At 38.1% G+C, this 26738-nt stretch carries 27 protein-coding genes and 1 riboswitch; of the genes, 13 read left to right on the forward strand and 14 right to left on the reverse strand.

Going from position 1 to position 26738, the window contains the following annotated elements; genetic code table 11:
• Window positions 1-152: 152 nt before the first annotated feature.
• Window positions 153-503, reverse strand: a complete 351-nt coding sequence (locus tag ABES02_RS27375; protein WP_430140950.1) for a YlbF family regulator — start codon at window positions 501-503, stop codon at window positions 153-155.
• 160 nt (window positions 504-663) lie between these two features.
• Here ABES02_RS27375 and ABES02_RS27380 point away from each other — a divergent pair, with 160 nt between their 5' ends.
• From ABES02_RS27380 to ABES02_RS27415, 8 genes are all read left to right on the forward strand, one after another.
• Window positions 664-2043, forward strand: a complete 1380-nt coding sequence (locus ABES02_RS27380; RefSeq protein ID WP_430140951.1) for a YheC/YheD family protein — start codon at window positions 664-666, stop codon at window positions 2041-2043.
• A 2-nt stretch (window positions 2044-2045) separates the two neighbouring features.
• Window positions 2046-3149, forward strand: coding sequence for a YheC/YheD family protein (locus ABES02_RS27385; protein ID WP_430140952.1), 1104 nt, complete (start codon window positions 2046-2048; stop codon window positions 3147-3149).
• Window positions 3127-4491: a YheC/YheD family protein gene (locus tag ABES02_RS27390; protein WP_430140954.1), complete on the forward strand. Its 1365-nt coding sequence runs from the start codon at window positions 3127-3129 to the stop codon at window positions 4489-4491. The genes ABES02_RS27385 and ABES02_RS27390 overlap by 23 nt, the downstream gene beginning before the upstream one ends.
• Window positions 4488-5540 carry a YheC/YheD family protein gene (locus tag ABES02_RS27395; protein ID WP_430140955.1) on the forward strand — a complete coding sequence of 351 codons (1053 nt, stop codon included), beginning with the start codon at window positions 4488-4490 and terminating at the stop codon, window positions 5538-5540. The genes ABES02_RS27390 and ABES02_RS27395 overlap by 4 nt, the downstream gene beginning before the upstream one ends.
• A 60-nt stretch (window positions 5541-5600) precedes the next feature.
• The gene (locus ABES02_RS27400; RefSeq protein WP_430140956.1) at window positions 5601-5810 is read left to right on the forward strand and encodes a YheE family protein; all 210 of its coding nucleotides are present in this window, start codon (window positions 5601-5603) and stop codon (window positions 5808-5810) included.
• 52 nt (window positions 5811-5862) lie between these two features.
• On the forward strand, window positions 5863-6048 hold the full coding sequence (locus ABES02_RS27405) for a hypothetical protein (RefSeq protein WP_430141000.1): 186 nt from the start codon (window positions 5863-5865) through the stop codon (window positions 6046-6048).
• A gap of 108 nt (window positions 6049-6156) precedes the next feature.
• A complete protein-coding gene (locus ABES02_RS27410; protein ID WP_430140957.1) occupies window positions 6157-7062 on the forward strand; it encodes a PucR family transcriptional regulator in 906 nt (301 codons plus the stop codon).
• A 108-nt stretch (window positions 7063-7170) separates the two neighbouring features.
• Window positions 7171-8271: an ABC transporter ATP-binding protein gene (locus tag ABES02_RS27415; protein WP_430140958.1), complete on the forward strand. Its 1101-nt coding sequence runs from the start codon at window positions 7171-7173 to the stop codon at window positions 8269-8271.
• A gap of 37 nt (window positions 8272-8308) precedes the next feature.
• Here ABES02_RS27415 and ABES02_RS27420 read toward each other — a convergent pair whose 3' ends face one another.
• Complete coding sequence (locus tag ABES02_RS27420) at window positions 8309-8551, reverse strand: hypothetical protein (RefSeq protein WP_430140959.1); 243 nt, start codon at window positions 8549-8551, stop codon at window positions 8309-8311.
• Window positions 8552-8886: 335 nt separating this feature from the next.
• Between ABES02_RS27420 and ABES02_RS27425 the strand changes: the two genes are divergently transcribed.
• The gene (locus ABES02_RS27425; protein WP_430066318.1) at window positions 8887-9090 is read left to right on the forward strand and encodes a small, acid-soluble spore protein, alpha/beta type; all 204 of its coding nucleotides are present in this window, start codon (window positions 8887-8889) and stop codon (window positions 9088-9090) included.
• A gap of 79 nt (window positions 9091-9169) precedes the next feature.
• Here the strand turns inward: ABES02_RS27425 and fumC are convergent, their stop codons facing one another.
• A complete protein-coding gene (gene fumC / locus ABES02_RS27430; RefSeq protein WP_430140961.1) occupies window positions 9170-10549 on the reverse strand; it encodes a class II fumarate hydratase in 1380 nt (459 codons plus the stop codon).
• Window positions 10550-10844: 295 nt separating this feature from the next.
• Here fumC and ABES02_RS27435 point away from each other — a divergent pair, with 295 nt between their 5' ends.
• Window positions 10845-11465 (forward strand): NAD(P)-dependent oxidoreductase, encoded by a 621-nt coding sequence (locus tag ABES02_RS27435; RefSeq protein WP_430140962.1) that lies wholly within the window; start codon window positions 10845-10847, stop codon window positions 11463-11465.
• A 424-nt stretch (window positions 11466-11889) separates the two neighbouring features.
• On the opposite strand, the gene ABES02_RS27440 is transcribed toward ABES02_RS27435, so the two are convergent.
• The 11 genes from ABES02_RS27440 to ABES02_RS27490 all read right to left on the reverse strand — a co-directional run bounded on the left by ABES02_RS27440 (window position 11890) and on the right by ABES02_RS27490 (window position 22860).
• Window positions 11890-13905: an ABC transporter ATP-binding protein gene (locus tag ABES02_RS27440; protein ID WP_430140963.1), complete on the reverse strand. Its 2016-nt coding sequence runs from the start codon at window positions 13903-13905 to the stop codon at window positions 11890-11892.
• A complete protein-coding gene (locus ABES02_RS27445) occupies window positions 13902-15662 on the reverse strand; it encodes an ABC transporter ATP-binding protein (RefSeq protein ID WP_430140964.1) in 1761 nt (586 codons plus the stop codon). Before ABES02_RS27445 ends, ABES02_RS27440 begins: the two co-directional genes overlap by 4 nt.
• Window positions 15663-16070: 408 nt before the next feature.
• Entirely contained in the window at window positions 16071-16385 is a 315-nt protein-coding gene (locus ABES02_RS27450; protein ID WP_430140965.1) for a YbjQ family protein, read from the reverse strand.
• A gap of 13 nt (window positions 16386-16398) precedes the next feature.
• Window positions 16399-16596 carry a sigma-Y antisigma factor component gene (locus ABES02_RS27455; protein WP_430140966.1) on the reverse strand — a complete coding sequence of 66 codons (198 nt, stop codon included), beginning with the start codon at window positions 16594-16596 and terminating at the stop codon, window positions 16399-16401.
• Window positions 16593-16940 (reverse strand): YxlC family protein, encoded by a 348-nt coding sequence (locus ABES02_RS27460; protein ID WP_430140967.1) that lies wholly within the window; start codon window positions 16938-16940, stop codon window positions 16593-16595. The genes ABES02_RS27455 and ABES02_RS27460 overlap by 4 nt, the downstream gene beginning before the upstream one ends.
• Complete coding sequence (gene sigY / locus ABES02_RS27465) at window positions 16894-17478, reverse strand: RNA polymerase sigma factor SigY (protein ID WP_430140968.1); 585 nt, start codon at window positions 17476-17478, stop codon at window positions 16894-16896. The genes ABES02_RS27460 and sigY overlap by 47 nt, the downstream gene beginning before the upstream one ends.
• 104 nt (window positions 17479-17582) lie before the next feature.
• The gene (locus tag ABES02_RS27470; protein ID WP_430140970.1) at window positions 17583-19601 is read right to left on the reverse strand and encodes a transglycosylase domain-containing protein; all 2019 of its coding nucleotides are present in this window, start codon (window positions 19599-19601) and stop codon (window positions 17583-17585) included.
• A 269-nt stretch (window positions 19602-19870) separates the two neighbouring features.
• Window positions 19871-20326, reverse strand: a complete 456-nt coding sequence (locus tag ABES02_RS27475; RefSeq protein WP_430140971.1) for a helix-turn-helix transcriptional regulator — start codon at window positions 20324-20326, stop codon at window positions 19871-19873.
• A 128-nt stretch (window positions 20327-20454) separates the two neighbouring features.
• Window positions 20455-20610: a FeoB-associated Cys-rich membrane protein gene (locus ABES02_RS27480; protein ID WP_430140973.1), complete on the reverse strand. Its 156-nt coding sequence runs from the start codon at window positions 20608-20610 to the stop codon at window positions 20455-20457.
• 22 nt (window positions 20611-20632) lie between these two features.
• Window positions 20633-22636, reverse strand: coding sequence for a ferrous iron transport protein B (gene feoB, locus ABES02_RS27485; RefSeq protein ID WP_430140974.1), 2004 nt, complete (start codon window positions 22634-22636; stop codon window positions 20633-20635).
• Window positions 22636-22860, reverse strand: coding sequence for a FeoA family protein (locus ABES02_RS27490; RefSeq protein WP_430140975.1), 225 nt, complete (start codon window positions 22858-22860; stop codon window positions 22636-22638). The genes feoB and ABES02_RS27490 overlap by 1 nt, the downstream gene beginning before the upstream one ends.
• A gap of 273 nt (window positions 22861-23133) precedes the next feature.
• Window positions 23134-23242, reverse strand: a riboswitch (TPP riboswitch).
• Window positions 23243-23443: 201 nt separating this feature from the next.
• Between ABES02_RS27490 and ABES02_RS27495 the strand changes: the two genes are divergently transcribed.
• From ABES02_RS27495 to ABES02_RS27505, 3 genes are all read left to right on the forward strand, one after another.
• Complete coding sequence (locus ABES02_RS27495; RefSeq protein WP_430140976.1) at window positions 23444-24607, forward strand: histidine kinase N-terminal domain-containing protein; 1164 nt, start codon at window positions 23444-23446, stop codon at window positions 24605-24607.
• Between the two features lie 108 nt (window positions 24608-24715).
• Complete coding sequence (locus tag ABES02_RS27500; protein WP_430140977.1) at window positions 24716-25270, forward strand: GNAT family N-acetyltransferase; 555 nt, start codon at window positions 24716-24718, stop codon at window positions 25268-25270.
• Window positions 25271-25412: 142 nt separating this feature from the next.
• Window positions 25413-26720, forward strand: a complete 1308-nt coding sequence (locus ABES02_RS27505) for a hemolysin family protein (protein ID WP_430140978.1) — start codon at window positions 25413-25415, stop codon at window positions 26718-26720.
• Window positions 26721-26738: the final 18 nt, after the last annotated feature.

A 26738-nucleotide genomic window follows, 5' to 3' on the forward strand; every position in this document is an offset into this window, starting at 1 on the left:
TGTTTATCCCGCATTAACGGGCAGTAAGCTCCCCTTCAAGACTTTAAAGTCAATTAAAGTTTAAATGGGGGACCTACTGCCCGTAAAAGCCCGATTGGTTCAACTAACAATCAGTGGGGGATGGACCCCTCCCCACCGATTGAAGTTTCACTTTATTGCATTTTCCCGTAAAGCTCTTCTAATGGTTTCATAATAATTTGGTTTAACTCACCAATAATCATACTCATTCTTTGTTCTGCTTGCATGAGGTGGGCAATTTTTGGATTTTGCTGGACTTGTGCAACTGTTGCTTGGGCCTGCTGTACTTCTTGCTCAGAAATATTTTGTCCCATCATTTGTTTCTGTTGCAGATTCATTTGCATTTGACGGAACTGGTCAAACATTTTTTTGGCTGTCGGATCTGCATTTACTTCGTTATAAGCCTGCTGTAGTGCTCTATACTCATCGCTTTGACGAATAGCAGCTTCAAGTGCATGGGCGGAATCATATAAATTAATTGCCATTTTTGGTCACTCCTTTTGTGTTAAACAATTCCAATCAACTATAACAAACTATTCTTCGAAATGCGAGAATGTTCAATTCACCAATTGTATTGGATTCACATACCTTACTATATCAACTTATGCCTATATACACACTGATATTAGCAAATGAGGAGTGATTATGTCTTTTTTATTTTCAAACATAACAATTGTTCCAAAGGTTTCTTCCAAAGGAATGGACCGCTTTGTACAAATGTCGATTCAATTGTTTCATCACTTACGACTAAATAGGGATCAGGAATTAATAATCACGATTGGAAGAACCTCTAAAAATATAAAAATACAAATCGTTGATACGGAACATAATATGCTAATTTTACCCGAATGGTTGATGAGAGACTTTGATTTACCTATTAAAAAAATAAAATTCCAGGCATTTTACTCCCCTAACATAAACACGCTTCAACTTGGTCCAATTATCGGATTAATAACCGAAGTCGGAGCGGATGAATTCAATCAACCCTTTTTTCATTCGATCCATGGTTTTTGTGAAGAACTCCATCTTGGCATTCTTGAAAATGGCGGTCTCTTTTATGTATTTTCCTTGGACGACTTTTCACGGCAAGGATACTATTTTGAAGAAGACAAATGGATCCCAGCCCAGCTACCTATTCCTGACGTTATTTATAACCGGATTCATTCCCGAAGACAAGAGAAAACGGATCAATTTCAGCAATTTCGCAAAAAAATTGAATCGTTAAATATTCCTATTTTTAATGACCGCTTTTTATCAAAATGGGAAGTGTATAAACACTTAAACGACCAAAGTCATCTCCATTCCTTTATTCCAGAAACAAAAATTTTTTCAAAAGAGAATTTATTTGACTTTGCGCAAAAATATGAAACGGTCTTTATTAAGCCTGTTCATGGCAGTCAGGGCAGAAATATTATCAAAATACTAAAGATCAGGGAAAACTTTTTTTCTATCCAAACATCGTTTACAAGCAGCACCAAAAATATAGATCAGATTTTTTCACTCAATGAAATCTATCAACAAATAAAACCGCTGCTCACCAATCGAATTTTTCTCATTCAGCAAGGAATTCCCTTGCTTACACATAATACCTCTGCTATGGATTTTCGGGTGTTATGTCATAAGAATGAAATACATTCTTGGAACATTACTTCAATTGTTGCTCGAGTTGCGGCTGACCAAGAATTTGTCTCCAATTTAGCGAGGGGCGGAACAATCCTTCGCCCACTTATTGCTTTACAAACATGTATGGAACCAAAGAGTGCTTCTGAAGCACTTTCCCTTATGAAGGAGCTGGCCGTTGAAATCGCAGAATGTATTAGTCGATGCTCAAATGGTATTACTGGGGAACTCGGAGTTGACATTGGAATTGACAACAATGGAAGGCCTTGGTTAATAGAGGTAAACTCAAAACCTTCCAAGCTTTTTGAAGATGGGCAAGGGAAAATAAGACCATCAGCAAGAGCGATCATCCATTTTTGTACAAAGCTAGCAAAGGACGTTATTACTGATAAGGAGGTTCGATAATTTTGATTGGATTTGGAATTATGTCCTTAAACCTCGAAAGTGAAGTTTCCTATATTAACGAAATTGCTCGTCTTGCGGATTCGTGTGAAATGGAATGCTTTCGCTTCCTTCCCTCTCTGATTAATCCGCATACACTTCAAGTACGAGGTAAACAATTTGATCCAAAATCACAGCAGTGGATTGAAGGTGAATTTTCAATCCCAACCATTATTTATGATCGTTGTTTTTACGGAGACGATGAACATTCGAAGATTTGCCTTCCCATTGTCTCTTGGTTAAAAAGTAGAAATGATATTACCTTTTTGGGATATGGATTACCAAATAAACTTGATCTCTATGATTCCCTAAAAAACACACCATTGGCTGCTTATTTACCACCTACTCAATTAGCGGCTGATGCAAACATCATCTTAAAAGAACTAAATAAGTTGAAAAAAATCATCTTAAAACCGACTAATGGTTCCCAAGGGTTTGGCATTTATTCATTAAAGAAAAACGATAAAACCTTTCATGTAAAAACAGAAAAACAGAAGCAAATAATATCACGAATTTTTCCAAATGAGGCCAAGCTCATTCAATGGTTACAATCATTAATCAGTCAGCGTGAATACCTGCTCCAGCCCTTTCTGGAATTGTCCAATAATGAGTATCAGCCTTTTGATATTCGCGTTCTCTTGCAAAAGAATAATCAGGGAGTTTGGGGAGAACAAGGCAAGGGTATTCGCGTTGGAAGTCCTGGCGGCATATTATCAAACTTAAGTGCCGGTGGCTCCGTCATTAGCTTTTCCGATTGGACTTCATCCCTTCCACCGACTAAAGGAAAGTATATTCGGGAGGAAATAGATTATATTCTATCCCAACTCCCCCGTTTACTTGAGGAAGAATTTTTGCCATTATTTGAGCTTGGAGTGGACATCGGTATTGCTAAAAACGGATCGATTTGGATTCTAGATATAAATTCTAAGCCAGGAAGAAAGGTTATTCTGGAAACCCAGCCACAATTGCAGGAGACACTTTTCCTAGCCCCGCTTCTGTATGGAAAACAACTTTTTCTGATGGGGCAATCAGAAAGGAAGATTTTTCATGAGAAAACGTTATCTCATTGAGGTTGCACAAAATAATCAATTAGTTGTTTTTTGCCCTCCTTCCTTTCTTCAAGATAAAGTAATAAAAAGAATTGCATTCGGGTTAACATCAATGGAGGTAGATTTTCTCCCCCATCCCGAACAAACTGACCGTATTGTGATTAGTAAAGAAATTCAAAAAGCAATCCATTTCCCAGACATCCATATCCCACTCCATGCCTTCTTAAAAGACGAAATCCTTTTCATTGGACCACTGGTTGGAATCTTTACAGCTGGATTTACGCAAGTTCAGGATCAGCCCATTGGTGAAAGAACATTGTTTTTTTCAAAACTTTTATCGGTTAATAAAGCGGTTGGTGCCCTTGCATTCCTCTTTGGAGAGCAGCATATTGATTGGAAACGCGGGATTATTGAAGGATACTTTTATGATGATCATACTTGGAAAAATATTGAGGTTTCCTTCCCTAATGTTATTTACGACCGCCTTCCCAACCGCCAAAGTGAAGGAATCCCTAAATTAATGAAAGTGAAAGAACGTTTGCAAAAAGAATGTCTTATTCCATGGTATAATCCTGGCTTTTTTAATAAGCTTGATATTTATGATCGGCTTCAGCAGGATGGATCCGTTGAAACCTATCTTCCTGAAACACATCCATTTACCTCCTTTTCTATAATTGAAACAATGCTTTCAAATTATGGCCATGTTTTTATAAAACCTAAAAATGGCAGTTTGGGTTTAGGGATTCATCAGATAATCTTTGATAAGCTTACAGGTGCCTACTTTTGCCGTTACCAGGACGATGCTGGAGTTAATCGGCTACGGAAATTTTCAAGCTTAGAGAGATTGTTTCAGAATGTATTTGCTGACCAATCTCTTGAAAAAATGCTTGTACAGCAAGGTATACATTTACTCAGACAGGATGCTCGTCCAATTGATTTCCGGATTCATACGAATAAGGATGAGGAAGGTCTTTGGCATGTTACAGCGATTGCCGCAAAAATTGCAGGTGTTGGCAGCGTTACAACACACGCAAGAAGCGGAGGTTTGATTAAAACATTGGAAGAAATTTTTCCTAAAGATGAATGTAAGTTATTTACGGAAAAACTTTCTAATGCAGCACTTTTATTAAGTACCGCAATTGATAAAAATGTTACAGGAATTATTGGCGAGATTGGGTTTGATTTAGGCATCGACCGAAACGGTGAAGTTTGGCTCTTTGAAGCAAATTCTAAACCAGGCAGATCCATCTTCAGCCATCCTTCATTGCAGCCATTTGATTTTTTAACACGTAAATTATCGCTCGCTTTTGCAGTATTTTTAACCGAACAATCTTTGTTACATCCAGAGGAATTGTTCAAATGAATATTGTTAATAAAACTCCGCTCATTGGGATTATGACAGCTCGTAAAGCCTCGGGTGAAATAACTGGCAATGGTCCGCTTTTTATAGAAATACAAAAAAAGCTTATTTCTCTAAATGGAATAAGCTTTATTTTTACACTCGAAGGGGTAGAAGATGATTGCATTCATGGATATATCTTTTCACCGGATGAAAACCGCTGGATAAAGGAAAAATTTCCATTTCCAGACTTAGTTTATAATCGAATTCCGTTCCGAAAATTGGAACGAGATGAACAGTGCCAACACTTTTTTTCACTGTTAAAGATAAAAAGAATTCCTTTTTTTAACCCTTGCTTTATCGATAAATATGAATTGTACGATTTGTTTAAAGATCATTCGATTGTTCAGCATTTTTTACCAGAAACCATACTTGTTCAAACAAAAGGTGATTTATATTCTTTTTTAAAAAAACATAACAGGATTTATTTAAAACCAAGGCTAGCTTCAAAAGGAAAGGGTATCTTCCGTTTAAAAAACATTAATTCCACGGAAATAGAACTAGAAGGATTAGAGATAACGGAAACCTATCATTCCTTTCAACATTTTTGGGAGGAATGGAGCAAGGAGCTTTCTAATCAAAAATACATCGCTCAGGAAGAGATATTATCAGCCAAATTTCAAGGCGCACGATTTGATTTTAGAATCCTCGCCCATGCAATTGATGATGATTATGCTATAACCGGGATTGGCATTCGGCAATCACAGACTCAGCATCTTACAACTCATATCCCTGCAGGAGGCCGCATGCTCCCCTACAAGCAAGTCCAATCCAACGACCACGATAATTTCATTCAAATGATTGTTCCTCATATCGGCAGTGCTTTATCAGAACAGTATGGGTTTTTCGGAGAATTTTCAATTGATGCAGGGGTAAGTAACACAGGACAATATTATATTTTCGAAGTAAACTCAAAACCAATGAGCTTTGATGAAACAGAAATTGAAGAGAAAAAAATCACGGAGCTTTGCCGTTTATTCTTCCAGCTGACAAATACAGAAAAAAATATTTAAATAATCTCTTAAACACGGTAATCTATATATAAACTGAGATATCAAAGGGGGATTATTGCTATGCTCATGCACTTTCAGTTTAAACCTTTATTTGAGAATAAAAATATTCCTGGCTGGAATTTTTCCTTTTATTTTAAAAAGCAAAGATTTACAGGCATCTACCACCAAACTGGAAAAATCGAATGGACGACAAATACTCCTGTAGAAGAAGATATTGAAGCATTAACGAGTCAGATTCATGAACTTATGCTCTACCATGTTTATGAATGAAAATTTATCCTTTCCACAAAATAAAGATATTAAAGGGAAAGGATTGATAATTATGGAAAAAGGCAAGGAACCGAATCAAGGCTCAGCGTTTGAGGGCAGAGATAAGGCCTTTATGGATGTTGACCGCATGATTAATGAAGGAATGTCCGGTGGCTCTGTCCACGCACGTCATGATTCAACCAATATCGAGGAAGCGCGTGAACTGGTCGAGGAACAACCGCCATATGAGTGCGACTAATAATTTTGTAGTGCTGGACCTTAAATGGCCCAGCCTTATTTATTTTCATGCCGTTATCCATTGCTGTTATAATAGAACAAACAAATTATTAATGACGGGGATTGGACAATGCTAAAAAAATTATTATCTATATATAAAAACTCTACTATGCTTCCTGATCAGCCAACTCATTCTTCCGAACAGATCTATACATTCTATGATAAAAATGAAAATGAATGGATTGGCATTCCTAAATCAGAGATAGGAGAAAAAGAGTTAACCCTTCTGAAAACGCTTTATGAGTTCGTTGAATATCAACCCGCTTCCTATTCAGTGATTGAAAAAATATGGTCTGAATTCCTATTCTCAAATGGTACTCCTCCTTCCTACCATGATGAATCCTTTATTCGATTTATCCATTTTTGTATTGACGGGGATGAGGATAATCAATTAGATATGGAGTCAGCCTTAAAAGGGTTCTTTTCTGACAAAGTCATCATTATTTGGGAGAGCAGAAATAAGGGAGTAGTTATCGAAGAGAAAAAACAAATTTCTCTTTCGGAAGATGAATTGATTTCAATGGCTGAAACGCTAGAAAGTGATTTCTACGTAAAAATCTCCTTTTTTATCGGTAAGCTAAATCCTTTTTCCTATCTGCTTCGGTCAGCCTATCTCCAGGAAAAAGAATATTTTTCATTTGCGCTTGCAAATCTTGATACGCAAGCAATCCTTACTTTTGAGCGAGTGTTCCCTGCATATTTAGTACGGCATATGTCAGCAGAATTAACACAAAAAATTAATCAGGAGATATTAGAGGTTTTCACTAGTGATTACGAAATGTTTTCTACCATTAAAGTTTTTCTAGAGAACAACTTAAACGCAAGCATGACAGCAAAAAAATTATATATCCACAGAAATACTCTGCAATATCGAATCGACAAATTTACAGAAAAAACTGGGATTGGGTTAAAGGATTTTTACGGGGCATTCACCGTCTTTTTAGCATGTCTTTTGTTTGAACAGCAAAAAAAATAACAATATGCCCAAAAAAGCGTTTTCAATCTTTGTGCAAAATGTCTATATAGATTTTTATCCCATCCCTGTACACTAAAGTTACCAAATGAAACAGGGAGGAAAAACAAAATGGCAGAATTAAAATTAGATCATATTTATAAAATTTATGATAATAAGGTAACAGCTGTTCAAGACTTCAATTTACATATTGAAGATAAGGAATTTATCGTATTTGTTGGCCCGTCAGGCTGTGGAAAATCAACCACGCTTAGAATGGTTGCTGGTCTTGAAGATATTTCAAAAGGTGATTTCTACATTGACGGAAAAAGAGTCAACGATGTAGCTCCAAAAGATCGTGACATTGCAATGGTTTTCCAAAACTACGCCCTTTATCCTCATATGACCGTTTATGATAACATGGCATTTGGATTAAAGCTTCGCAAATTCCCAAAAGATGAAATTGACCGTCGTGTAAAAGAAGCAGCAAAAATTCTAGGATTAGAAGCTTATTTAACTCGTAAACCAAAAGCTCTTTCAGGCGGGCAGCGCCAACGTGTTGCTTTAGGCCGTGCCATCGTTCGTGATGCCAAAGTATTCTTAATGGACGAGCCTCTTTCCAACCTTGATGCAAAGCTTCGTGTAGCAATGCGTGCTGAAATTGCCAAGCTTCACCGCCGCTTAAATACAACAACCATTTATGTTACCCATGACCAAACAGAAGCTATGACAATGGCTTCACGTTTAGTAGTTATGAAAGACGGGATCATTCAACAGGTTGGTACGCCAAAAGAAGTATATGAAAAACCAGAAAATGTGTTTGTTGGCGGCTTTATCGGGTCTCCAGCGATGAACTTCTTCAATGGAAAGCTTGAAGATGGTAAATTTGTAATCGGCAAAACTTCTATCGCTGTTCCAGAGGGTAAAATGAAATACCTCCGTGAGCAGGGTTACGTTGGAAAATCAATTATCCTTGGTGTTCGTCCAGAAGATATTCATGATGAACCTCTCTTCATTGATGCATCTGTTGGTACAAAGATTACGGCTCAAATTGATGTAGCAGAATTAACCGGTGCAGAGTTAATGGTATATTCTACACTAGGTGAGCAGGACTTTGTGGCCCGTCTTGATTCACGTACGGATATTAAACCTGGTGATAAATTAGAGCTTGCATTTGATTTAAATAAAGCTCACTTCTTTGATGCTGACACAGAAGGACGAATCCGTCCTTAATAATTTGCAAGCAAGCCCCGTCGATCGATTACGGGGCTTATTCTTTTATAAAGATGATTTCATCTTTATGGCAGGTTGGACAACGATAAAGATGTGGACACTTTTGCCCTGAGTTGGTATCTGGAAAACCATCCTCCATTTTCATTAGATCAATTTCCATATATGGACTGTAATCATCATAATAATCCATCAGTCTACCGCTTTCCATCATAGAATCCCCGCAGTTTGCGCAAATTAAATAGGCTTGTCTCAAACCATTACATACTGGACAAATCGCCATATATTTCACCCTTTTAGTTAGTAGATACTTTTAGTTTGTGTTACTTCTCCCGCACTAAGTAATGGAATAATTTACTATTCAATTCTTTTGAATAAGTCTTTACCTTTTAATCATAATAAGATTACAAGCAACACATTACAGCGATGGATGAAACCAACAAAGGGTAATAACCGGTGCAACTCCGGATCATCCAACCAAAACATAATTTCTCCCATACTAATAATTTTTATCAAAGCAAAATTGATAATATGGGTTAGGCCATGGTGGCAATGGTTTTCCATTATGGTTCAATACCATACTAACCCCAAACTTATTAAGAGGAGTGTTATTCAACTATGGCTAGTAACAACAACTCTAATCAACTTTTAGTACCAGGCGTCGAACAAGCTCTTAGTCAAATGAAGTATGAAATCGCAACAGAATTTGGTGTAAATCTTGGTGCAGACACTACTTCACGTGCCAACGGTTCTGTAGGTGGAGAAATTACCAAGCGTCTTGTTCAAATGGCTGAGTCTCAACTTGGCGGCGGCTTCCGTTAATTTTTTAGCAAAACCATATATCCCAATTAAATAATATGGCTTAGCCCCTTCCTTTATAGGAGGGGGCTTTCAATTTAGTCTAAATCATATTTTCTGGTTTAATCCATTGGTCAAATTGACTCTCGGAAACATAGCCAGTTTTAATGGCAGCTTCCTTTAAAGTGCTGTTTTCCTTAAATGCAAGTTTGGCTATTTCTGCTGCTTTTTCATAGCCAATATATGGATTTAAGGCTGTAACGAGCATTAATGATCGTGATACATGCTCCTTAATGACTTGTTCATTTGCCTCTATTCCAATGGCACAGTTTTCATTGAAGGAGCGGATGCCATCTGTCAGCAGCCTAATTGATTGGATTAGATTATAAATAATCACTGGTTTAAAAACATTTAGCTCGAAATTCCCTTGACTTGCAGCAAAACTGATAACCGCATCGTTCCCAAAGACCTGGCATGCGACCATCGTTAATGCTTCGCTTTGGGTTGGATTCACTTTCCCTGGCATGATTGAGCTCCCTGGTTCGTTCGCTGGAATAATGATCTCGCCAATCCCACTTCTTGGTCCGCTTGCAAGCCAGCGGACATCATTGGCAATTTTCATGAGGTCGGCTGCTAATGCTTTTAGTGCCCCATGTGTATAAACAATTTCATCATGGCTGGTTAGGGCATGAAATTTATTTTTTGAAGATTTGAAGGGATTTCCAGTTAGCTTTTCGAGTTGTTCTGCCGCCTTATCCCCAAACTCTGGGCCTGCATTAATGCCTGTGCCAACGGCTGTTCCGCCAATTGCTAAATCGAGAAGATATTGGCTAGCTTCCTTTACCATTTTTTCATTCTTCTCAAGCATATGCCTCCAGCCGCTCATTTCCTGACCAAGTGTTAGCGGTGTTGCATCCTGTAGATGAGTCCTTCCGATTTTTACTATTTTTGAAAAAGATTTTTCTTTTTCTTGGAGGGTATTTTTTAACTCCTGTATCGCAGGGAGCAGGTTTTCGGTAATTTTTATAAAAGCAGCAATATGCATTGCGGTGGGAAATGTATCATTTGAGCTTTGTGACATGTTAACATCATCATTTGGATGAACTCGCTCTTGACTTCCTTGCTCCTTTAACCAATCATTAGCCCGATTCGCAATGACTTCATTTACATTCATATTGGTTTGGGTTCCACTTCCGGTTTGCCAGACCACGAGGGGAAAATGGTCATTAAAATCTCCATTCAAAAGTTGATCACATACAAGGGTAATGGCATTCTTTTTTTGTTCAATTAACTTACCGGTTTGAAAATTAACGATGGCAGCCGCTTTTTTGATATAAGTCAAACCATAAATGAGCTCAATTGGCATTTTTTCTGTGCCAATTTTAAAATTTTGTTTACTCCTCTGTGTTTGTGCTCCCCAAAATTTATCTGCAGGTACTTGAATTTCACCAAGGGTATCTTTTTCGATCCTAAATTTCTCCATAGTTTTCCACCTCACAATTTCGTATACTTCAATATGTATACCCATTCCAATTGATTTTCTTCCTAAAAATAAAAAAAAACTACAGACACTTGTCTGCAGCCTAGGATTTAATGATGGTGTATCCGATATAATAAGAGAGGATTAAAAAACTACCGATTAAAAGGACAATGTTATACTCTGACATTTAGACCCCACCCCAATTTTTATTAAATGCTAAACATTTTTAATCTAACATGAGAGCGATTATTTACCAGTGATGATTATTACACATTGGTGTCTAAGGAGTGAACTTTTTGTGAACATTTGCCTTTTTGGGGCAACCGGAAGAGTAGGTTCAGTTATTATAGAAAATATTTTATCCCAGCAACTTTCTGCTCAGGTCCTTGTAAGAGATTTGAAAAAAATTAATTTTCATGCCGAGGGTGTTAAAGTATGGGAAGGTAATGTTTTAAATGAAACGGATATTGCTAATACAATTAAAGGGGCTGACATCGTAGTTAGCGCTTTAAATACTGATGGGAGTGCGACACTTTCCGAATCTATACCTTATATCATCAGTCAAATGAAAAAAGAAGGAATAAAACGAATTATAACCATTGGAACTGCGGGAATCCTTCAGGCCCGTTCCGCACCACATTTATATCGATTCCAATCGCCGGAGTCGAAACGAAAGAGTACCCGTGATGCTGAGGAGCATTTAAAAGCTTATTTGTTATTAAAGGATTCTGGGCTTGATTGGACGATTGTCTGTCCAACTTATTTACCTGTAGGGGAAAGAATGGGGCATTATCGATTCGAAAAGGACTTTCTTCCCGAAAATCCTACTTCCATTTCGATTTATGATACTGGGGATTTTGCTTTTGCACAGATATTTAGTACTGAGTTTATTGGCTTTAGGGTTGGACTTACATACTAATGAAGAGAGGTTCCTCTTAGGTGAGGAGTCTCTCTTCTTGTACTGTGGTGAAAACAGATATCATATTGTTTTATCGAGATCTGTCCTTCATCTGGTTATATGGGACATTTCCCTTTATTATCAACCAGGTTTTGTCCTATAGATACCTCCTATGGGACATTTCCCTTTATTTTCAACCAGGTTTTGTCCCATAGACACCTCCTATGGGACATTTCCCTTTATTATCAACCGGGTTTTGTCCCATAGACATCTCCTATGGGACATTTCCCTTTATTTTCAACCGGGTTTTGTCCCATAGACATCTCCTATGGGACATTTCCCTTTATTATCAACCAGGTTTTGTCCCATAGACACCTCTTTTGGGACATTTCCCATGATTTTTTATCAAGTTTTGTCCCATAGAGTTACCTCTACATTCCCTGAACTACCCTGCCAGTTCACTTCCACCCTGCTGCAGCTGATACATCTGATAATATTTGCCCTTACCAGCCATCAACTCATCGTGTGTTCCTCTTTCCACGATTGTACCTCGATCTAGCACTAGGATTTGATCCGCATTTCGGATGGTGGATAAGCGGTGGGCAATGATGAAGGTTGTTCTACCCTTCTTTAACACGTCCATCGCTTCTTGAATGAGAGCCTCTGTTTCGGTATCTATACTGGAGGTCGCCTCATCGAGGATAAGGATCGCTGGATTAAACGCAAGCGCCCTAGCAAAAGAGATAAGTTGACGCTGGCCGCTAGACAAGGTGCTTCCCTTCTCTATCACAGGCTCATCATAACCATTATCTAAATTCTTAAAGACCTTTTCTGCGCCAACATCCTTTAAAGCCTTCTCCACTTTTTCCCGCGAAATTGCAGGATCATTAAGGCTAACATTTGAGGCAATCGTTCCTGTAAACAAATACGGATCTTGCAAGACAATTCCCATATGATTACGAACTGTCTGCCGTGACTCACTTTCAATATCTTTTCCATCGATCATAATTTTTCCTTTTTGGCAGTCGTAAAAACGGAAAAGCAAATTCATAATCGAACTTTTTCCAGAGCCAGTATGACCGACAAGGGCAACTGTTTCACCATGCTTCGCTTCAAAATTGATATTCTTAAGGACATATTCACCATCTTTATATCCGAATGAAACATTATCGAAAGTTACATTCCCTTTAAAGCGTGAAATCCTCTCAGTGCTCACATTTTCACCTTGCTCATCCATCAATTTAAAAACACGTTCACCGGCAACCAGTGCCTGCTCCAAATTCGCCAATTGATTCACAATCCCTTGAACCGGCTGGAAGAGGCGATTGATATAATCCACAAAAGCATAGAGCATCCCAAGTGAGATAATATTATCTGGGAGTAAGGCTTGCGCACCAAAATACCAAATAAATGCAACAAATATGAGATTTCTCAATATACCCACTAAATTATGCGATGTTAACGAATTCAAGCTTAACAATTTGTTTTGGAACGTAAATTGCTCGTGATTAAGCTGTTCGAACTCCTCTTTTGTTTGCTTTTCCCTGCTAAAAGCTTGAATAATCGTCATTCCTTGAATTGACTCATTGATCATGGCGTTAATATCGCTGTTGCGTGACCGAATAACCCGATTATACTTGGATGCATATTTACGATATACCAATGTCCAGATATAAAGGATTGGCAATAATATTAAACAAATCGCCGCTAGCTTCACGTTCAAAATAAACAAGGCAACATAAATACCGGTTATATAAATCGCACTTGTAAAAAAGGTAGAAAGAACGGTTACGTAAAGCTCCCGAATAGCTTCGGTATCATTCGTTATTCTTGCCACTACCTTTCCTGCAGGGAGATTATCAAAATATTGGATCGGCAGCCGCTGGATATGACCAAAAATATCATCACGCATCTTTTGGATAATCCGGTTAGCAGACTTCTTCAAAAGAAAGTGCTCACCAAATTGAAATATGGCTGAAACTACTAATAGACCAAAATAAATGATCAATAGTTGAATAATCCCAAGAATTTCTGGCTGATAAAATTTTAGGAGTTCACTTCCCTTTAGGATTTTTGCCGGATATTCAGCTTCCTGATCTCCTTTTTTGATAACTATAGTACCTTCCTTAAACGTTCTCTTCCCATCATAATCAAGCTTCTGACCAACGAAAACAAACTTTGTTCCCACTTGAAGAATTCGGATTTCCGGTCCTTTCTGTTCACCACTTGCAAAATACTTTTCCCTTTTGTAAAAATGGCCGTTATATTGTACTGATTTCTCGCCGTTCCCCGATTCATACCATTTTGACTCAATCCCTAAAATATGTTGATCAATCACTTTTTTCGCGATAAAGGGACCTGCGAGATCGGTTACCACCGAGATGGTAAGCATGATCAAGGCAGCAGCAATTATTTTTTTATAAATCAATGCGTACTTGATTAATCTTCTGCCTGTTGTCATGTTGTCACCTCTTCTTCTTCTGCAGTATTCTCAACCTGCTGGCGTAAAAATTGTTCCTTATACCAGCCATCCGCCCGTAAAAGCTGCTCATGTGTCCCTTCTTCTATCACTTTTCCTTCATCGAGGACAATGATTTGGTCAGCATGCTGCACAGCTGACATTCTGTGTGTGGTAATAATCGTTGTTTTATTACTTCTAACTTGACGGATATTATCAATAATTCTTTTTTCTGTTTTGGCATCTACCGCCGATAACGAATCATCGAGAATCAGAATCTCTGGATTTTTAATCAGTGCCCGGGCAATCGATATCCTTTGTTTTTGCCCGCCGGAAAGAGCCACGCCCTTTTCACCAACTAAGGTATTTAACCCTTCTGGAAGCATTTCAAGATCCTTTCGGAATGCTGCAAGATTAATAGCATTCTCTAAATCCTGGATACTTGCATCCTGCCTGCCAAAAAGGATATTTTCCTTTACACTTCTTGAAAACAGTACATGGTCCTGCGGCACATAGCCAATCCAATGGCGCACTTGTTCAAGCGACTGCTCCTCTAATGGAACACCAGCAATCGACAATTCCCCTGTTCCGAGCGGGTACTGCCTTAATAATTGTTTAATAAAGGTCGTTTTTCCGCTCCCTGTTTTTCCGACAATCCCCAGCGTTTGACCTTGAAATAACTGGACATTTACCTCTTCCAAATTATTATTTTTAGAAGAAGGATAACGAAAGGTTACTTTTTGATAATAGATGTTATCAGCAGTAACGACTTCTACTGGCTTAACTGGATCTTGAACCTCTTCCTTGTAGGCAAGTGTTTCATTGACTCGGTCTAGTGAAGCATTTCCCCGCTGCATAATATTAATTAACTCACCAATCGCAAACATAGGCCAAATCAGCATTCCTAAATAAACATTGAAAGAAACAAGATTGCCTAACGTGATTGATTGATGAAAAACTAAATAGGCTCCATAGCCTAGTCCGATCAAGTAACTAATTCCAACAAGAATTTTGATGGTGGGATCAAATAACGAATCAATCCTCGCCACTTTAAGATTTTTTTGATAAACATCTTCAGTTAATTCATGAAAACGACCGCAGTCAGCCTGCTCTTGCACATAGGCGCGGATTACCCGCACTCCTGCTACTGACTCCAACACACGATCATTTAATTCACCGAAAGCATCCTGCGCTTCCATAAAGCGAGTGTGGATTCTTTTCCCATAAATCTGCATCAAAATGGCCATAATTGGTAAGGGAATAATCGCAGCTAAGGTTAGCTTCCAGCTTATCAATAGTCCCATCGTCACCAATAGCGTCAGCATCCAAACGCTAGAGTCCACCAGTGTTAAAATACCAAATCCGGCGGTAATCGAAATCGCTTTTAAATCATTAGTAGCCCTAGCCATTAAATCCCCTGTTCGATTTTTCTCATAAAAAGTTGGAGTCATTTTTAAGAGATGCTGAACAAAACGTGAACGAAGTTTTCTTTCAATAAGGAATGCTCCCCCAAACAAGCGATACATCCAGACATAGGTGATTCCATAGGATGAGAGCATAATCAATATGAGATATCCTAAATACTTAAAAATTTTATCTTTGCTCATTACGCCTAGATGAATATCATCAATCGCCATTCCAATTAATTTTGGCGGCAACACATCTAATATTCCAACTAATATTAATAAACTAATCGCAATAACATATCTCTGCCAGTTTTCTTTAAAAAACCAGCTTAATTTTTTTAAGACCGAAAACATGATGGTTCTTCCCCCTTTTGTTTAACTATCCGCCTTCTATCTCCTCTGACAAATGAATGTGGCTGAACTCGAAGTATTTTAACATCACATGTTCCTCCCCCTAATCGATGATTATTTATAAAAAAAGAGACATACCGCAGTATTAGTGCAGTATGCCCCTAGAAAAAAAGAGACAAAAAAACACACGTCACGCATCAATAAAGAACGCAACCTGTGTCTTGTCATTTGTAAAATAAAGGTATGAAAGGAATTAACGCGAAATCACTTTAGGACAGGTTACACTCATATATTCAATTTTGAAAGTAGATACTCTTATTTTCATCATGGCGCAACCCTCCGTTTCCTTTTATTTCTTCCTTTGTTAGATTATCACCAGTTTAATTGAAAGTCAATTCCCATTTTTCAAAATCATTCTGCCCAAACCGCCGTTCCATAAGCGATCAGTTCAGATGCCCCCTGCATAACCGAGCTCGATTGTAATCTCATTCCGATGATGGCATTTGCTCCTAAGTCCTTTGCTTCTTCTACCATTCTTTCAATAGCCTTTTGCCTCGCTTCATTTAACATATCTGTATATTCCTTGATTTCTCCACCAACAATCGTCTTTAGACCGGCTAGTAAGTCTTTGCCAATATGCTTGGATTGGACTGTACTTCCCTTAACCAAACCGAATAATTCTTTAATTTCCCTACCTGGTAGAAATTCAGTCGTAACAATTATCATAATTTGAATTCCCTCACTTCTTTTTATGAAAAATTTTTCTCACAAATATCAAGTAAAACAGGGTTGGCATAGGCGCCTGAATAAGGCCTACTATTCCCCAAAGCCAGTAATTATGATTATGTTTACGGGCATCTAAAAATAAATATATGCTTTGCACGAGCAAAATAGCAGCGACCATGCTGATGACGGGGAGAGAATATTCTTTATTCATCTGCCAATCACCTTCTTCATGACCCTTGATCCGGTATAACCCGCGATAAAAATCGTCGTCGAAATCTGAAGGAAAATAAAAACAGCCGGCATTTGAAATAATGAAACCATAATTCCTGATAGAATGATAACGGCTACTATTAAAAAAACAGACAAATCTTTAATCAGTTTTTTCCTAATCCGCTGTTTTTCAGCTAAAACCATTTGTTCAAACCATTGAAGGTCAGGGGAATAAACAGGGAATTCGTCCATTTTATTTAATCCCTTTTGCAGCTCGGAAATTGCCGCTATTTCCTGTTTATTTGCTTGTTCGCTGTCCAATAAGATGACTTTCTGCTTCTTCACCTAGCTTCAACTCCCTTCTGACTGACTTTATTCCGTTATGAACTCTAGATTTGACTGTTCCAGGTGATATTTTCATCCATTCTCCGATTTCATCATAGGAGTAGCCATAATAATGCTTTAATATTATGGGGATGCGGACGTCCTCCGGCAATCTTCCAAGTGCCTCGAGAGCATCATTCCACTCTTCATTCCGACTTTCGAAATGCCACTTTAGCTTTCGGTAAATTTCCTCTTGTCCTTGCCAGTTCTTCTCTCTTTTTTTCTTTCTGCACTGGTCAATATATGTATTTGTCGCAATCGAAACGAGCCACGTGGAAAATTTACTTTGACCATTATAAAGGTGAATCTTTTGTATACATTTCGCCATTGTTTCCTGTGCTATTTCTTCAGCTGTATCAGGATTCATTGTAATTTTCATTAAATATTTTACAAGGAATGGATAATGTTCTTTAAACAACATGGCAAACGCAAGATGGTCCCCTTTTTTCGCATTTTTTATCAATGCATCCATTTGGCAATAGCCCTCTCTTTCCCCCATCTACCTTGCTTCTCTTATTTAAGACGTACAAAACAAAATTTCGTTCACTAAGATTTATTTTACCGATAATTTCGGAAAACAAAAAGGCATGGATTTCTCCATGCTTAATGGCCATTACCATGATTTTTATTTTTTCTGTTCTTCCCCCACTTTTCTATTTGTTTATTCCATTTATCTTCCCACTTTTGAACCTCATTATTAAACTTTTCTTGTAAATTAAATCGATTTTTTTCTTCTTTTTTCTTCATTAAGGTGGAAATATGCGTCACATTAAACCTTTGTTTGGGTTTATTTTTTAAGGCTTCGGTCATCACTTCACGAAATACAATGGAAGAACCTGTGTTGCTTGTTGGGGTGATATAATGCTCGGTATCGGTTTTGTCATAGCCAACCCATATTGCTCCCACTAGCTGAGGTGTATAGCCGACAAACCATTGATCCTTCAGACCATTAATACCCTTAATCGGAACCTGTGTCGAGCCGGTTTTTCCTGCTGTTTCCCGGCTTGGTATTTGAGCCGCTTTTCCTGTGCCTTGCTCAACAACCCCAAGGAGCATCGTGGTCATCTTATCGGTAACTGCTTTTGTCGTAACCTTCACTTTTTTCGCTTTCCACTCGGCAATCACCTTGCCCTTTGCATCAACAATTTTTTTAATAACATGTGCCTTTATTCTAACACCGTTATTCGGAAATACGGAAAAAGCTTCAGCCATGTTGAGAGGTGAGACTCCTTCATGCAATCCTCCAAGGGCTACTGATAAATTACGATCAGCTTTATCCAAAGGAATGCCGAACCGTTTAACTGAATCTAGCCCTTTTTCAATTCCGATTTCATTTAATAGCCAGACAGCTGATACATTTTTCGATTCCTTCACTGCAATATACATCGGGACTTCACCTAAATATTGATGATCATAATTACTAGGCTGATAATTTCCAAACTTCATCGGTTCATCCTTTAACATGTCCGTGATCTTCCAACCCTCTTCTAGCGCGGGTGTATAAACAGCTATTGGCTTAAATGAAGACCCAGGCTGAGTTTTTAATTGAGAGGCACGATTAAACCCCCTAAAAGTGTGTTCTCCCCTGCCGCCAACAAGTGCTCTGACGCCGCCTGTCTTCGGATCTACAAGGACACCGCCACTTTGAACAATCCGATCTTTCCCTTTCGGAAATAAGCTGTTGTTTTGATACGTTTTTTCCATGGCAGTCTGCATATTGGGATCAAGCTCTGTGTAAATTTGATAGCCACCCGTTAGTAGGTCATCTTGTGATAATCCAAACTGATGGATTGCTTCGTCTAATACCTGATCGACATAGTATGGAAATTTACCTCGGAACGGGTCGCCCCCTTTATCATCCAGTACCACTTTTTCCTGTTGGGCTTTTTCGTATTGTGCATTTGAAATGTAGCCTTGCTTTTTCATTTGTAATAAGACAAGATTTCGTCTTGCGATTGCTTTTTTCATATGTTCATAAGGATTCAGTGCAGAGGGTGCTTTAATTAATCCCGCCAGAAGAGCGGATTCACTAATGGAAAGTTCTTGAACATCCTTGGCAAAATATTTACTGGCAGCTTGTTTTATTCCATAGGTTCCATTTCCAAAATAGATTTGGTTTAAATACATCTGCAAGATTTCTTGTTTGGAATATTCCCGTTCAACTGCTAATGCTAAAAATACCTCTTCCATTTTTCTTTTTAGCGTTTTTTCGGAGGTTAGGATTGTATTTTTCGTCAGTTGTTGTGTAATCGTACTGCCTCCTTCGACCATTCCGCCTGCCTTAAGGTCACGGATAAGGGCCCTTGAGGTACCAATTAGATCGACACCACCATGTTGATAAAATCGATGGTCCTCAATGGCAATGACGGCATTTTTCATGGAATCAGGTACTTGTTTGATTGGTACACCTTCATTTTTATTTCCGGACACCTTACTCGCTAGTTTCCCATTTGTATCATAAAAAACAGTTGGCTGTGGAAGCTCATTTTTTAATTCTGATATATTTGCATTCTTGGAAAAATAGGATATGGCTCCGAAGAAGCATAAAACGATGACTAGACAGGATAGGATCAATATTTGGACCAGATGTCTTTTTTTCCAATCCTTTAATACCTTTTTCATAGCTGCCTCCAATGATCTTATGTCGGTTTTATAGAATGATGGCTCTGTTAAACTTGATTGTTGATTTGCGCTCCAGGCGCTTCGCTTTCCGCGGGCGTGCCGGAGAGCCTCCTCGGCGCTTAGGCGCCTGTGGGGTCTCCCCAGCCCCGTACTCCCGCAGGAGCCTTCGCGCCTTCCACTCCAATCAACAGTGTGAAAAAACAACAATTCCCTTTTATAAAATATAAAAAGAAAAAGACAGGCATCCCCATCTTTTAGTTATTTTCATATTATTCACTTTTAGTCAATTCTTTAAAGCGCTGTTTTGAAAGCTTTTCATCAAAGCTGCTAAAAATTCGATAATTTTTTTCATCCAAAATTCGGAAATGTTTACTTAGGATATTTTGTTGAAGAATATACCCACTTTTCTTTGATATGACTCTCCACCAGATTCGGCCGCCCAACGTTTTCATTTTACGATAATCGATTCCTTCACGGGCTACCGTTTCCAACACTTCAAGCGGCTCATTTCCAAATAAAAATTGTACCGTTTCCGTTTCCCGAAAAAGGGCACAAATCGCAACGACTGTTGACCAGTTAGCAAGGACTCTTCCTTTTTCAATTTGAACAAGTGTCTTCTTTGATACACCAATGATTTCAGCCATTTTATCCTGAGTGTAGCCTGCCTCAGTCCGAATTAACCGAAGCTTTTCAGAAACTTTCAATATGATTTCATCTCTGGTCATGTTTTGCCCTTCCTTCAATAGCCTCTAGTGTAATTTTACACAAGTTTCAACTCATTTAAAAGTGATAAGGTGAGGTATTTTTAATAAATAAAAACTGCTACCCTATTTCAGATAGCAGTTTTTCATCATTATTGTATTTTTGGCGGGACCCCGCAATTACTTGAGCAGGAATCTTTTATGCCGCATGCAGCACATTTTCCTTTTTTTGATTTATTAATGAATTTAACCATTGCCCAAGCGGCGTATCCAAATATTGCAGCACCGATCACTATACTCGCAATCATCTTTTCCACCCCTTTTTAAAAATCATACAAGACCAAACAGCTTTCCACCCTGATAAATGATTAGAGATAATACATAAGCGATCACTAGTGCATAACCGATTGAAAAAGCTGTCCATTTTCTTGAGGCTGTTTCTTTATAAATTGTTGCAACTGTTGCCAAACATGGGATATACAACAAAATAAATACCATAAAACTATAAGCGGCTAGCGGTGAGTAATAATGGGATAGTAATCCCTGCAAACTGGCATCGTTAGGTACAAAATAGATAATATTCATGGTTGAAATAATCGCTTCCTTGGCAAGAAAGCCGGTAATTAACGAAGCCGCTGCCTGCCAGGTGCCAAAGCCAATTGGAGCGAGCAGCGGCGCCAGAACCCCTCCGATAGAAGCTAAAAAGCTGTCATCCATGTTTACGTTTAACCCATTAGGTCCAGCGTATGATAATAGCCAGATAAACACAGAACCAGCAAAAATGAACGTTCCAGCCTTTCTCACAAAGCCTTTACCTTTATCCCATGTACTTCTCCAAAGTGATTGAAATTGAGGAAGCCTATATGGCGGCAATTCAATAACAAATAAGGAAGTTTCAGATTTTAATAGAGTAGAAGAAAATACTTTTGCCAGAATTAAAGCAACTACGATCCCAAGAACATATAAACTCAAGACAATCAATGCTTTATTGGCTGCAAAGAATGCCCCCACAAACAACGCATATACAGGCAAGCGAGCCGAGCAGGACATTAAAGGCGTCAGCAAAATTGTTAACAGCCGTTCACGAGGTGTTTCAATCGTTCTTGCCGCCATAATTCCTGGAACATTACAGCCAAAGCCAATCATCATTGGAATAAATGCTTTTCCATTTAATCCGACCGATTCCATAATCCTGTCCATTACCATGGCTACCCGTGCCATATATCCTGAGTCTTCTAATAAAGATATAAAAAAGAATAAGATAAAGATTTGCGGTACAAATACCAGTACCCCGCCAACCCCGGCTACTAACCCTTCAATAATTAAAGCATGGATAAAAGAAGAGGCATGAATAGCTGATAATACGTTTTCAAATCCTGCCGTAACCGGACCAGTTAAGAGGGCATCCAATGCATCCGATAGCGGTGTTCCGAGCCAATCAAATGTCAACATGAACATCAAATACATTAAGAGCAAAAAGATTGGCATCCCTAAATATCGATTGGTGACGATGCTGTCAATTTTTTCTGAAAGAGGAATGACTGAATCACTTTTTCTCGCCACATCCGCAATTATTTTTTCAATGACTTCTTTTCTCTTTAAATAAATAAAATTAGCGAGTGATTTGCTGCCGTATAACTTTTGTATTTTCAATTCCAAATTCGAAAGAATAGCAGCTAGCTTGGATCCATTAACGATTCCATTTAGGTAATTCCTTACATATTCATTTCCCTCAAAAAATTGGATGGCCAGCCACCTCAGTGAATGTTCCGTTTTTCCGGTGAATTCACTGGACAATGCCGTAATGGCTTCTTCAACCTCTTTGCCATAATAGACAAGATTCTTTTTGATAGGCAGGATTGATTTCGTTGAAATGACATCTACGAGCTTGTCACAGCCTTTGCCGCTTCTAGCGACAACTGGAACAACAGGTACACCGAGAATTTCAGCCAACTTTGGGGCATCTATTTGGATTCCACGTTTATTTGCGACATCGACCATATTTAGCCCAATAAGGGCAGGCTTTTCAAATTCCAGCAATTGCAAAGTTAAATGCAAATTGCGTTCTAATTGAGAAGCATCCAGGATATTCAGTAAGCGATCGACCGATTCATTTAAAAAGAAGGAGGTCACAACCCCTTCATCCTTTGAAAGTGGATTCAAGGTATAGACACCAGGCAAATCAATTAATCTGCCAATATTATTTTTAAACACGCCTACTTTCTTTTCAACTGTTACACCGCTCCAGTTGCCAACATACTCATAGGAACCTGTTAAATTGTTAAACAATGAAGTTTTTCCCGTATTGGGATTTCCAATTAGAGCGATTTCCATTAGATTCTCTCCACTTCGATTTGAACTGCTTCCTTCCTCCGGATTCCAATACACTGTCCGCAGGACTCAATCATAATCGGACCTCCAAAAGGCATCACACATTTTACACATACTTCCGAGCCTTCCGTAATCCCTAAATCGAGCAAACGCCTCTGGACAAGCTGGCCAACATGAGAAATGTCAATGATTTTACCCTTGTCCCCTGCTTTTAAGATACCGAACATGTGCTATCACCCTATCTATATTAATTGAGAATGATTCTCTTTCTATATTGACATTTTAACACTTTTTATTATTAATAAGCGTAATAATTTTGACAATATTTCAAAAAAAAAAGAAAAGCACAAAGCTTTTCTTTTTAGAGTTTATTAATTTTCCTTGACAAGCATTCTCTTGGGCAATGCCTCGATAACTAGAACGACAATGATAGCACTGACCACAAAGCTTGGGAGCATATAAATTCTATAATAAAGAATTGGATTGTCTGCATTGCTAATTGTTCAGGCAAACCACATCCGTACGCTAGCGTTAACTAACAGGTTCATAGGGTCAGAACACATTATCGTTCACTCTCAGCCGCTCTTTACAGCTCCCCTTGTGGACATATACAATTGATTTCATTAAGAATAAACTACTATTTAATATTGAATACAAGGATAATATTCAATCATTTGCAAGCGAAAGTTTAATGACAAATTAACTATGGAAATATTGGGAAAATAATTTCCACATGATATTAAAAGGATTTTTTGTTATTATCAGCGAATTAAGATTGTGATTAGGAATGTGGGATTTAGGAGGTACAGCATGTTTACAGATAAACAAACGGAATTAATTGATTTCTTTAATAAACATAAAGACCAATTAATTCTTGATTGGGAAGATTCATATATTATCTCGAAAGAAGACCCTTATAAAGAAAAAATAAGCGAAAATGCTAAAGCCCTTTTTAATGTAATCTTAACGATGCATAAATTTTCCGAGCAGGAGCTTTTGAACGTAATCGAAAAAATAGCAAAAGAGATATCGGAAGAAAGAGTCATTGCCAAAATTAATATTGGGGACTTTGTTTATAATGTCAATCTTGGCAGAACGATTTTGTACAGTTATTTAAGCAAAACTGGAATATCATGGTCAGAAATGCAGGAATCGATCAATCGAATTAATTTCTGCTTTGACAAGTTTTTATACTATGCTGTTTCCCATTATACTGAAGCGAAAAATAAAATTATTGAAGAAAAAACAATGTTTATTGACTCGACCCATCAGGATCGTCTAACCCTTCTTGGACAAATGACTTCTAGCTTTATTCATGAATTTAGAAACCCGCTCACATCAGTCCAGGGTTTTATCCAGCTTCTAAAAGCTGATTATCCTAATATGAAGTATCTAGATATTATTTCAAGTGAATTAGATCAGCTGAATTTTAGAATTTCTCAGTTTCTTCTCCTTTCCAAGAAAGAATTAATCGGAAAAGAAAAAGATTATTATAATTTAAATAAATTAATTGATGAAGTGTTGAATTTCCTCTATCCAAGCATTCTAGATGGTAAAGTAAAAATCATCAAGGAATTATGTGAGGATATTACACTTCACGGTTATGCGGATGAAATTAGGCAGGTATTTATCAATATCATTTTTAATGCGATTGATGTTTTGAATCATCACGCGAATCCACATCCAACGATTGACATTCATAGCTGTTTAGAAAATAATCAGTACATTAAAATTACCATTTCTAATAATGGACCAGTCATTCCAACTGAATTACGAAAAACAATTTTTGAACCGTTTTTTACGACCAAAAAGCTAGGAACAGGTCTTGGACTTTTTGTTTGTAAAGAAATTATTGAAAAACACAAAGGTGGATTATCTTGTGATTCTACCCCTGATAAAACGACTTTCTCAATCCACTTACCGGTCGCACCAACAACATTAGACAATGAACCATTAATATTGGACCGTACCTAATCCCACTTTTTAATAAAGTAGGGATTTTTTTTATTTAGGACATTTCTTCCGCCAACCTACTAACTTGCATAGGATATAAGGAAAAATTTCGAGCAGGAGATAGGTCCCATGTTTACATTAAAGGTAGATCATGAAATAGAGCTTCAATTATTCGAAAGACATCATGCCTTAAAGCTTTATCAGCTGGTTGAGGACAATCGTGAACATTTACGTAGGTGGCTGCCATGGGTGGATAGCATGACTTCCCCTTATCAATTTGAGACGATTATCCCTGTTTGGCTAAATCAATTTGCGGAGAGCACTGGTTTTAATGTTGGAATTCTTTATAAAGGGGAGCTTGTCGGATCGATTGGTTTACACCAAATTGATTGGCACAATAGCATGACAAGTATTGGGTACTATCTATCTAAAAAGGCAGAGGGACACGGGGTCATGACCCGTGCTGTTCAAGCTTTGCTCAATTATGCTTTTTTTCAACTGGGGTTAAATCGCGTCGAAATCCGCTGTGGTGTTAAAAACAAGAAAAGCAGAGCCATTCCAGAAAGATTGGGCTTCGTTAAGGAAGGTTTAATTAGAGATGGTGAAAAATTAAAGGGCTATTACCATGATCTAATTGTTTATAGTATGCTTGCCCGTGAGTGGAATGGCTCAGCGAAACGGTAAATTAGTGACCTCTTATGCTGCTATGTTAGCAGTTTTTTTTGTGAAGTGCGTCTTTTTGCTTTTTGAGCCTTATTTTGAAATAATAATGATATAAAGAGTTTTTTAAGTGAGGTGGCATGCCTTACCTATGGTAAGGTGTTAGATGGTTTTGTTGAATCTATTCATAATTGCTATTTTAATTACTCTTACCGCTTTTTTTGTTGCTTCAGAATTTGCGATTGTAAGGGTCCGTACCACAAGAATTGATCAGTTAGTGTCGGAGGGTAACAAAAAAGCCGAGGCTGCGAAGAAAGTAATCTCCAACTTAGATGGATACTTATCTGCCACACAGGTTGGAATCACCATTATTTCGTTAGTCTTGGGCTGGCTTGGTGAGCCAACCATTCGAAACCTTTTAAAACCAGTTTTTAATTTCATACACATTCCGATAGCATTAGAACACATTGTCTCAGTTATTATTGCTTTTATTGCTATTACCTTTATCCATGTTGTTATTGGTGAATTATCTCCAAAAACGTTTGCGATACAAAAGGCGGAAGAAATCATTTTACTCTTTGCCGGTCCGCTGATCTTGTTTTACAAGGTTATGTATCCATTTATTTGGGCTCTAAATCGTTCGGCTCGCTTTGTAACAGGGCTTTTTGGAATCCAGCCGGCATCAGAGCATGAAATTTCCCTTTCCGAAGAGGAGCTGCGGATGATTCTTTCCCAAAGCTATGAAAGCGGGGAAATTAATCAATCTGAGTACAAATACATGAATCGAATATTTGAATTTGATGATCGGATTGCGAAGGAAATCATGGTACCCCGAACTGAGGTTATCACTCTCTCCAAAAATGCCACCATGGATGAAATACTTGAAATTGTGAAAGAGGAAAAATACACACGTTATCCCTTAATAGACGGTGACAAAGACAATATTATGGGGATTGTCAATATTAAGGAAGTTTTAACAGATTGTATTCAGCAAAAATGCAGTGGCGAAGAACCTCTTATGCCATATTTAAAGCCTGTCATTCACGTGATTGAAACGATTCCCATTCAAGAGCTTTTAGTAAAGCTGCAAAAGAACAGATCCCATATGGCAGTGCTATCGGATGAATATGGTGGAACGGCTGGGATTGTAACGGTTGAGGATATTCTTGAAGAAATTGTGGGTGAAATACGCGATGAATTTGATGTGGATGAGCTCCCGCTTATTCAGATCAAAGGCGATGGCCACTTTATTTTGGATGGAAAAGTCCTCATTAGTGAAGTCAATGACCTCCTCGGGACAACACTTGAAGAAGAAGATGTAGACACAATTGGCGGCTGGTTTTTAACCCAAAAATTCGATGTACATAAAGGCGACACGATTGAAAAGGATGGATTCATATTTCAAATTATGGAAATTGAAGGCCACCATATTCTCTATATTGAGGTCAAACAAACGGCTGCTTCCCCAGAGTAAGGGAGCAGCTGTTTATTT

This window comes from Neobacillus pocheonensis (assembly GCF_050477905.1).
Classification (GTDB): Bacteria; Bacillota; Bacilli; order Bacillales; family Cytobacillaceae; genus Neobacillus; species Neobacillus pocheonensis_A.

Excerpts from the sequence above, each read along its gene's own strand:
- ABES02_RS27375 (WP_430140950.1), bottom strand. The coding sequence starts at position 503 with ATGGCAATTAATTTATATGATTCCGCCCATGCACTTGAAGCTGCTATT.
- ABES02_RS27380 (WP_430140951.1), top strand. The coding sequence starts at position 664 with ATGTCTTTTTTATTTTCAAACATAACAATTGTTCCAAAGGTTTCTTCC.
- ABES02_RS27390 (WP_430140954.1), top strand. The coding sequence starts at position 3,127 with ATGAGAAAACGTTATCTCATTGAGGTTGCACAAAATAATCAATTAGTT.
- ABES02_RS27395 (WP_430140955.1), top strand. The coding sequence starts at position 4,488 with ATGAATATTGTTAATAAAACTCCGCTCATTGGGATTATGACAGCTCGT.
- ABES02_RS27400 (WP_430140956.1), top strand. The coding sequence starts at position 5,601 with ATGCTCATGCACTTTCAGTTTAAACCTTTATTTGAGAATAAAAATATT.
- ABES02_RS27405 (WP_430141000.1), top strand. The coding sequence starts at position 5,863 with ATGGAAAAAGGCAAGGAACCGAATCAAGGCTCAGCGTTTGAGGGCAGA.
- ABES02_RS27410 (WP_430140957.1), top strand. The coding sequence starts at position 6,157 with ATGCTAAAAAAATTATTATCTATATATAAAAACTCTACTATGCTTCCT.
- ABES02_RS27415 (WP_430140958.1), top strand. The coding sequence starts at position 7,171 with ATGGCAGAATTAAAATTAGATCATATTTATAAAATTTATGATAATAAG.
- ABES02_RS27420 (WP_430140959.1), bottom strand. The coding sequence starts at position 8,551 with ATGGCGATTTGTCCAGTATGTAATGGTTTGAGACAAGCCTATTTAATT.
- ABES02_RS27425 (WP_430066318.1), top strand. The coding sequence starts at position 8,887 with ATGGCTAGTAACAACAACTCTAATCAACTTTTAGTACCAGGCGTCGAA.
- fumC (WP_430140961.1), bottom strand. The coding sequence starts at position 10,549 with ATGGAGAAATTTAGGATCGAAAAAGATACCCTTGGTGAAATTCAAGTA.
- ABES02_RS27440 (WP_430140963.1), bottom strand. The coding sequence starts at position 13,905 with ATGACAACAGGCAGAAGATTAATCAAGTACGCATTGATTTATAAAAAA.
- ABES02_RS27445 (WP_430140964.1), bottom strand. The coding sequence starts at position 15,662 with ATGTTTTCGGTCTTAAAAAAATTAAGCTGGTTTTTTAAAGAAAACTGG.
- ABES02_RS27450 (WP_430140965.1), bottom strand. The coding sequence starts at position 16,385 with ATGATAATTGTTACGACTGAATTTCTACCAGGTAGGGAAATTAAAGAA.
- ABES02_RS27455 (WP_430140966.1), bottom strand. The coding sequence starts at position 16,596 with ATGAATAAAGAATATTCTCTCCCCGTCATCAGCATGGTCGCTGCTATT.
- sigY (WP_430140968.1), bottom strand. The coding sequence starts at position 17,478 with ATGGGGGAAAGAGAGGGCTATTGCCAAATGGATGCATTGATAAAAAAT.
- ABES02_RS27470 (WP_430140970.1), bottom strand. The coding sequence starts at position 19,601 with ATGAAAAAGGTATTAAAGGATTGGAAAAAAAGACATCTGGTCCAAATA.
- ABES02_RS27475 (WP_430140971.1), bottom strand. The coding sequence starts at position 20,326 with ATGACCAGAGATGAAATCATATTGAAAGTTTCTGAAAAGCTTCGGTTA.
- ABES02_RS27480 (WP_430140973.1), bottom strand. The coding sequence starts at position 20,610 with ATGATTGCGAGTATAGTGATCGGTGCTGCAATATTTGGATACGCCGCT.
- feoB (WP_430140974.1), bottom strand. The coding sequence starts at position 22,636 with ATGGAAATCGCTCTAATTGGAAATCCCAATACGGGAAAAACTTCATTG.
- ABES02_RS27490 (WP_430140975.1), bottom strand. The coding sequence starts at position 22,860 with ATGTTCGGTATCTTAAAAGCAGGGGACAAGGGTAAAATCATTGACATT.
- ABES02_RS27495 (WP_430140976.1), top strand. The coding sequence starts at position 23,444 with ATGTTTACAGATAAACAAACGGAATTAATTGATTTCTTTAATAAACAT.
- ABES02_RS27500 (WP_430140977.1), top strand. The coding sequence starts at position 24,716 with ATGTTTACATTAAAGGTAGATCATGAAATAGAGCTTCAATTATTCGAA.
- ABES02_RS27505 (WP_430140978.1), top strand. The coding sequence starts at position 25,413 with ATGGTTTTGTTGAATCTATTCATAATTGCTATTTTAATTACTCTTACC.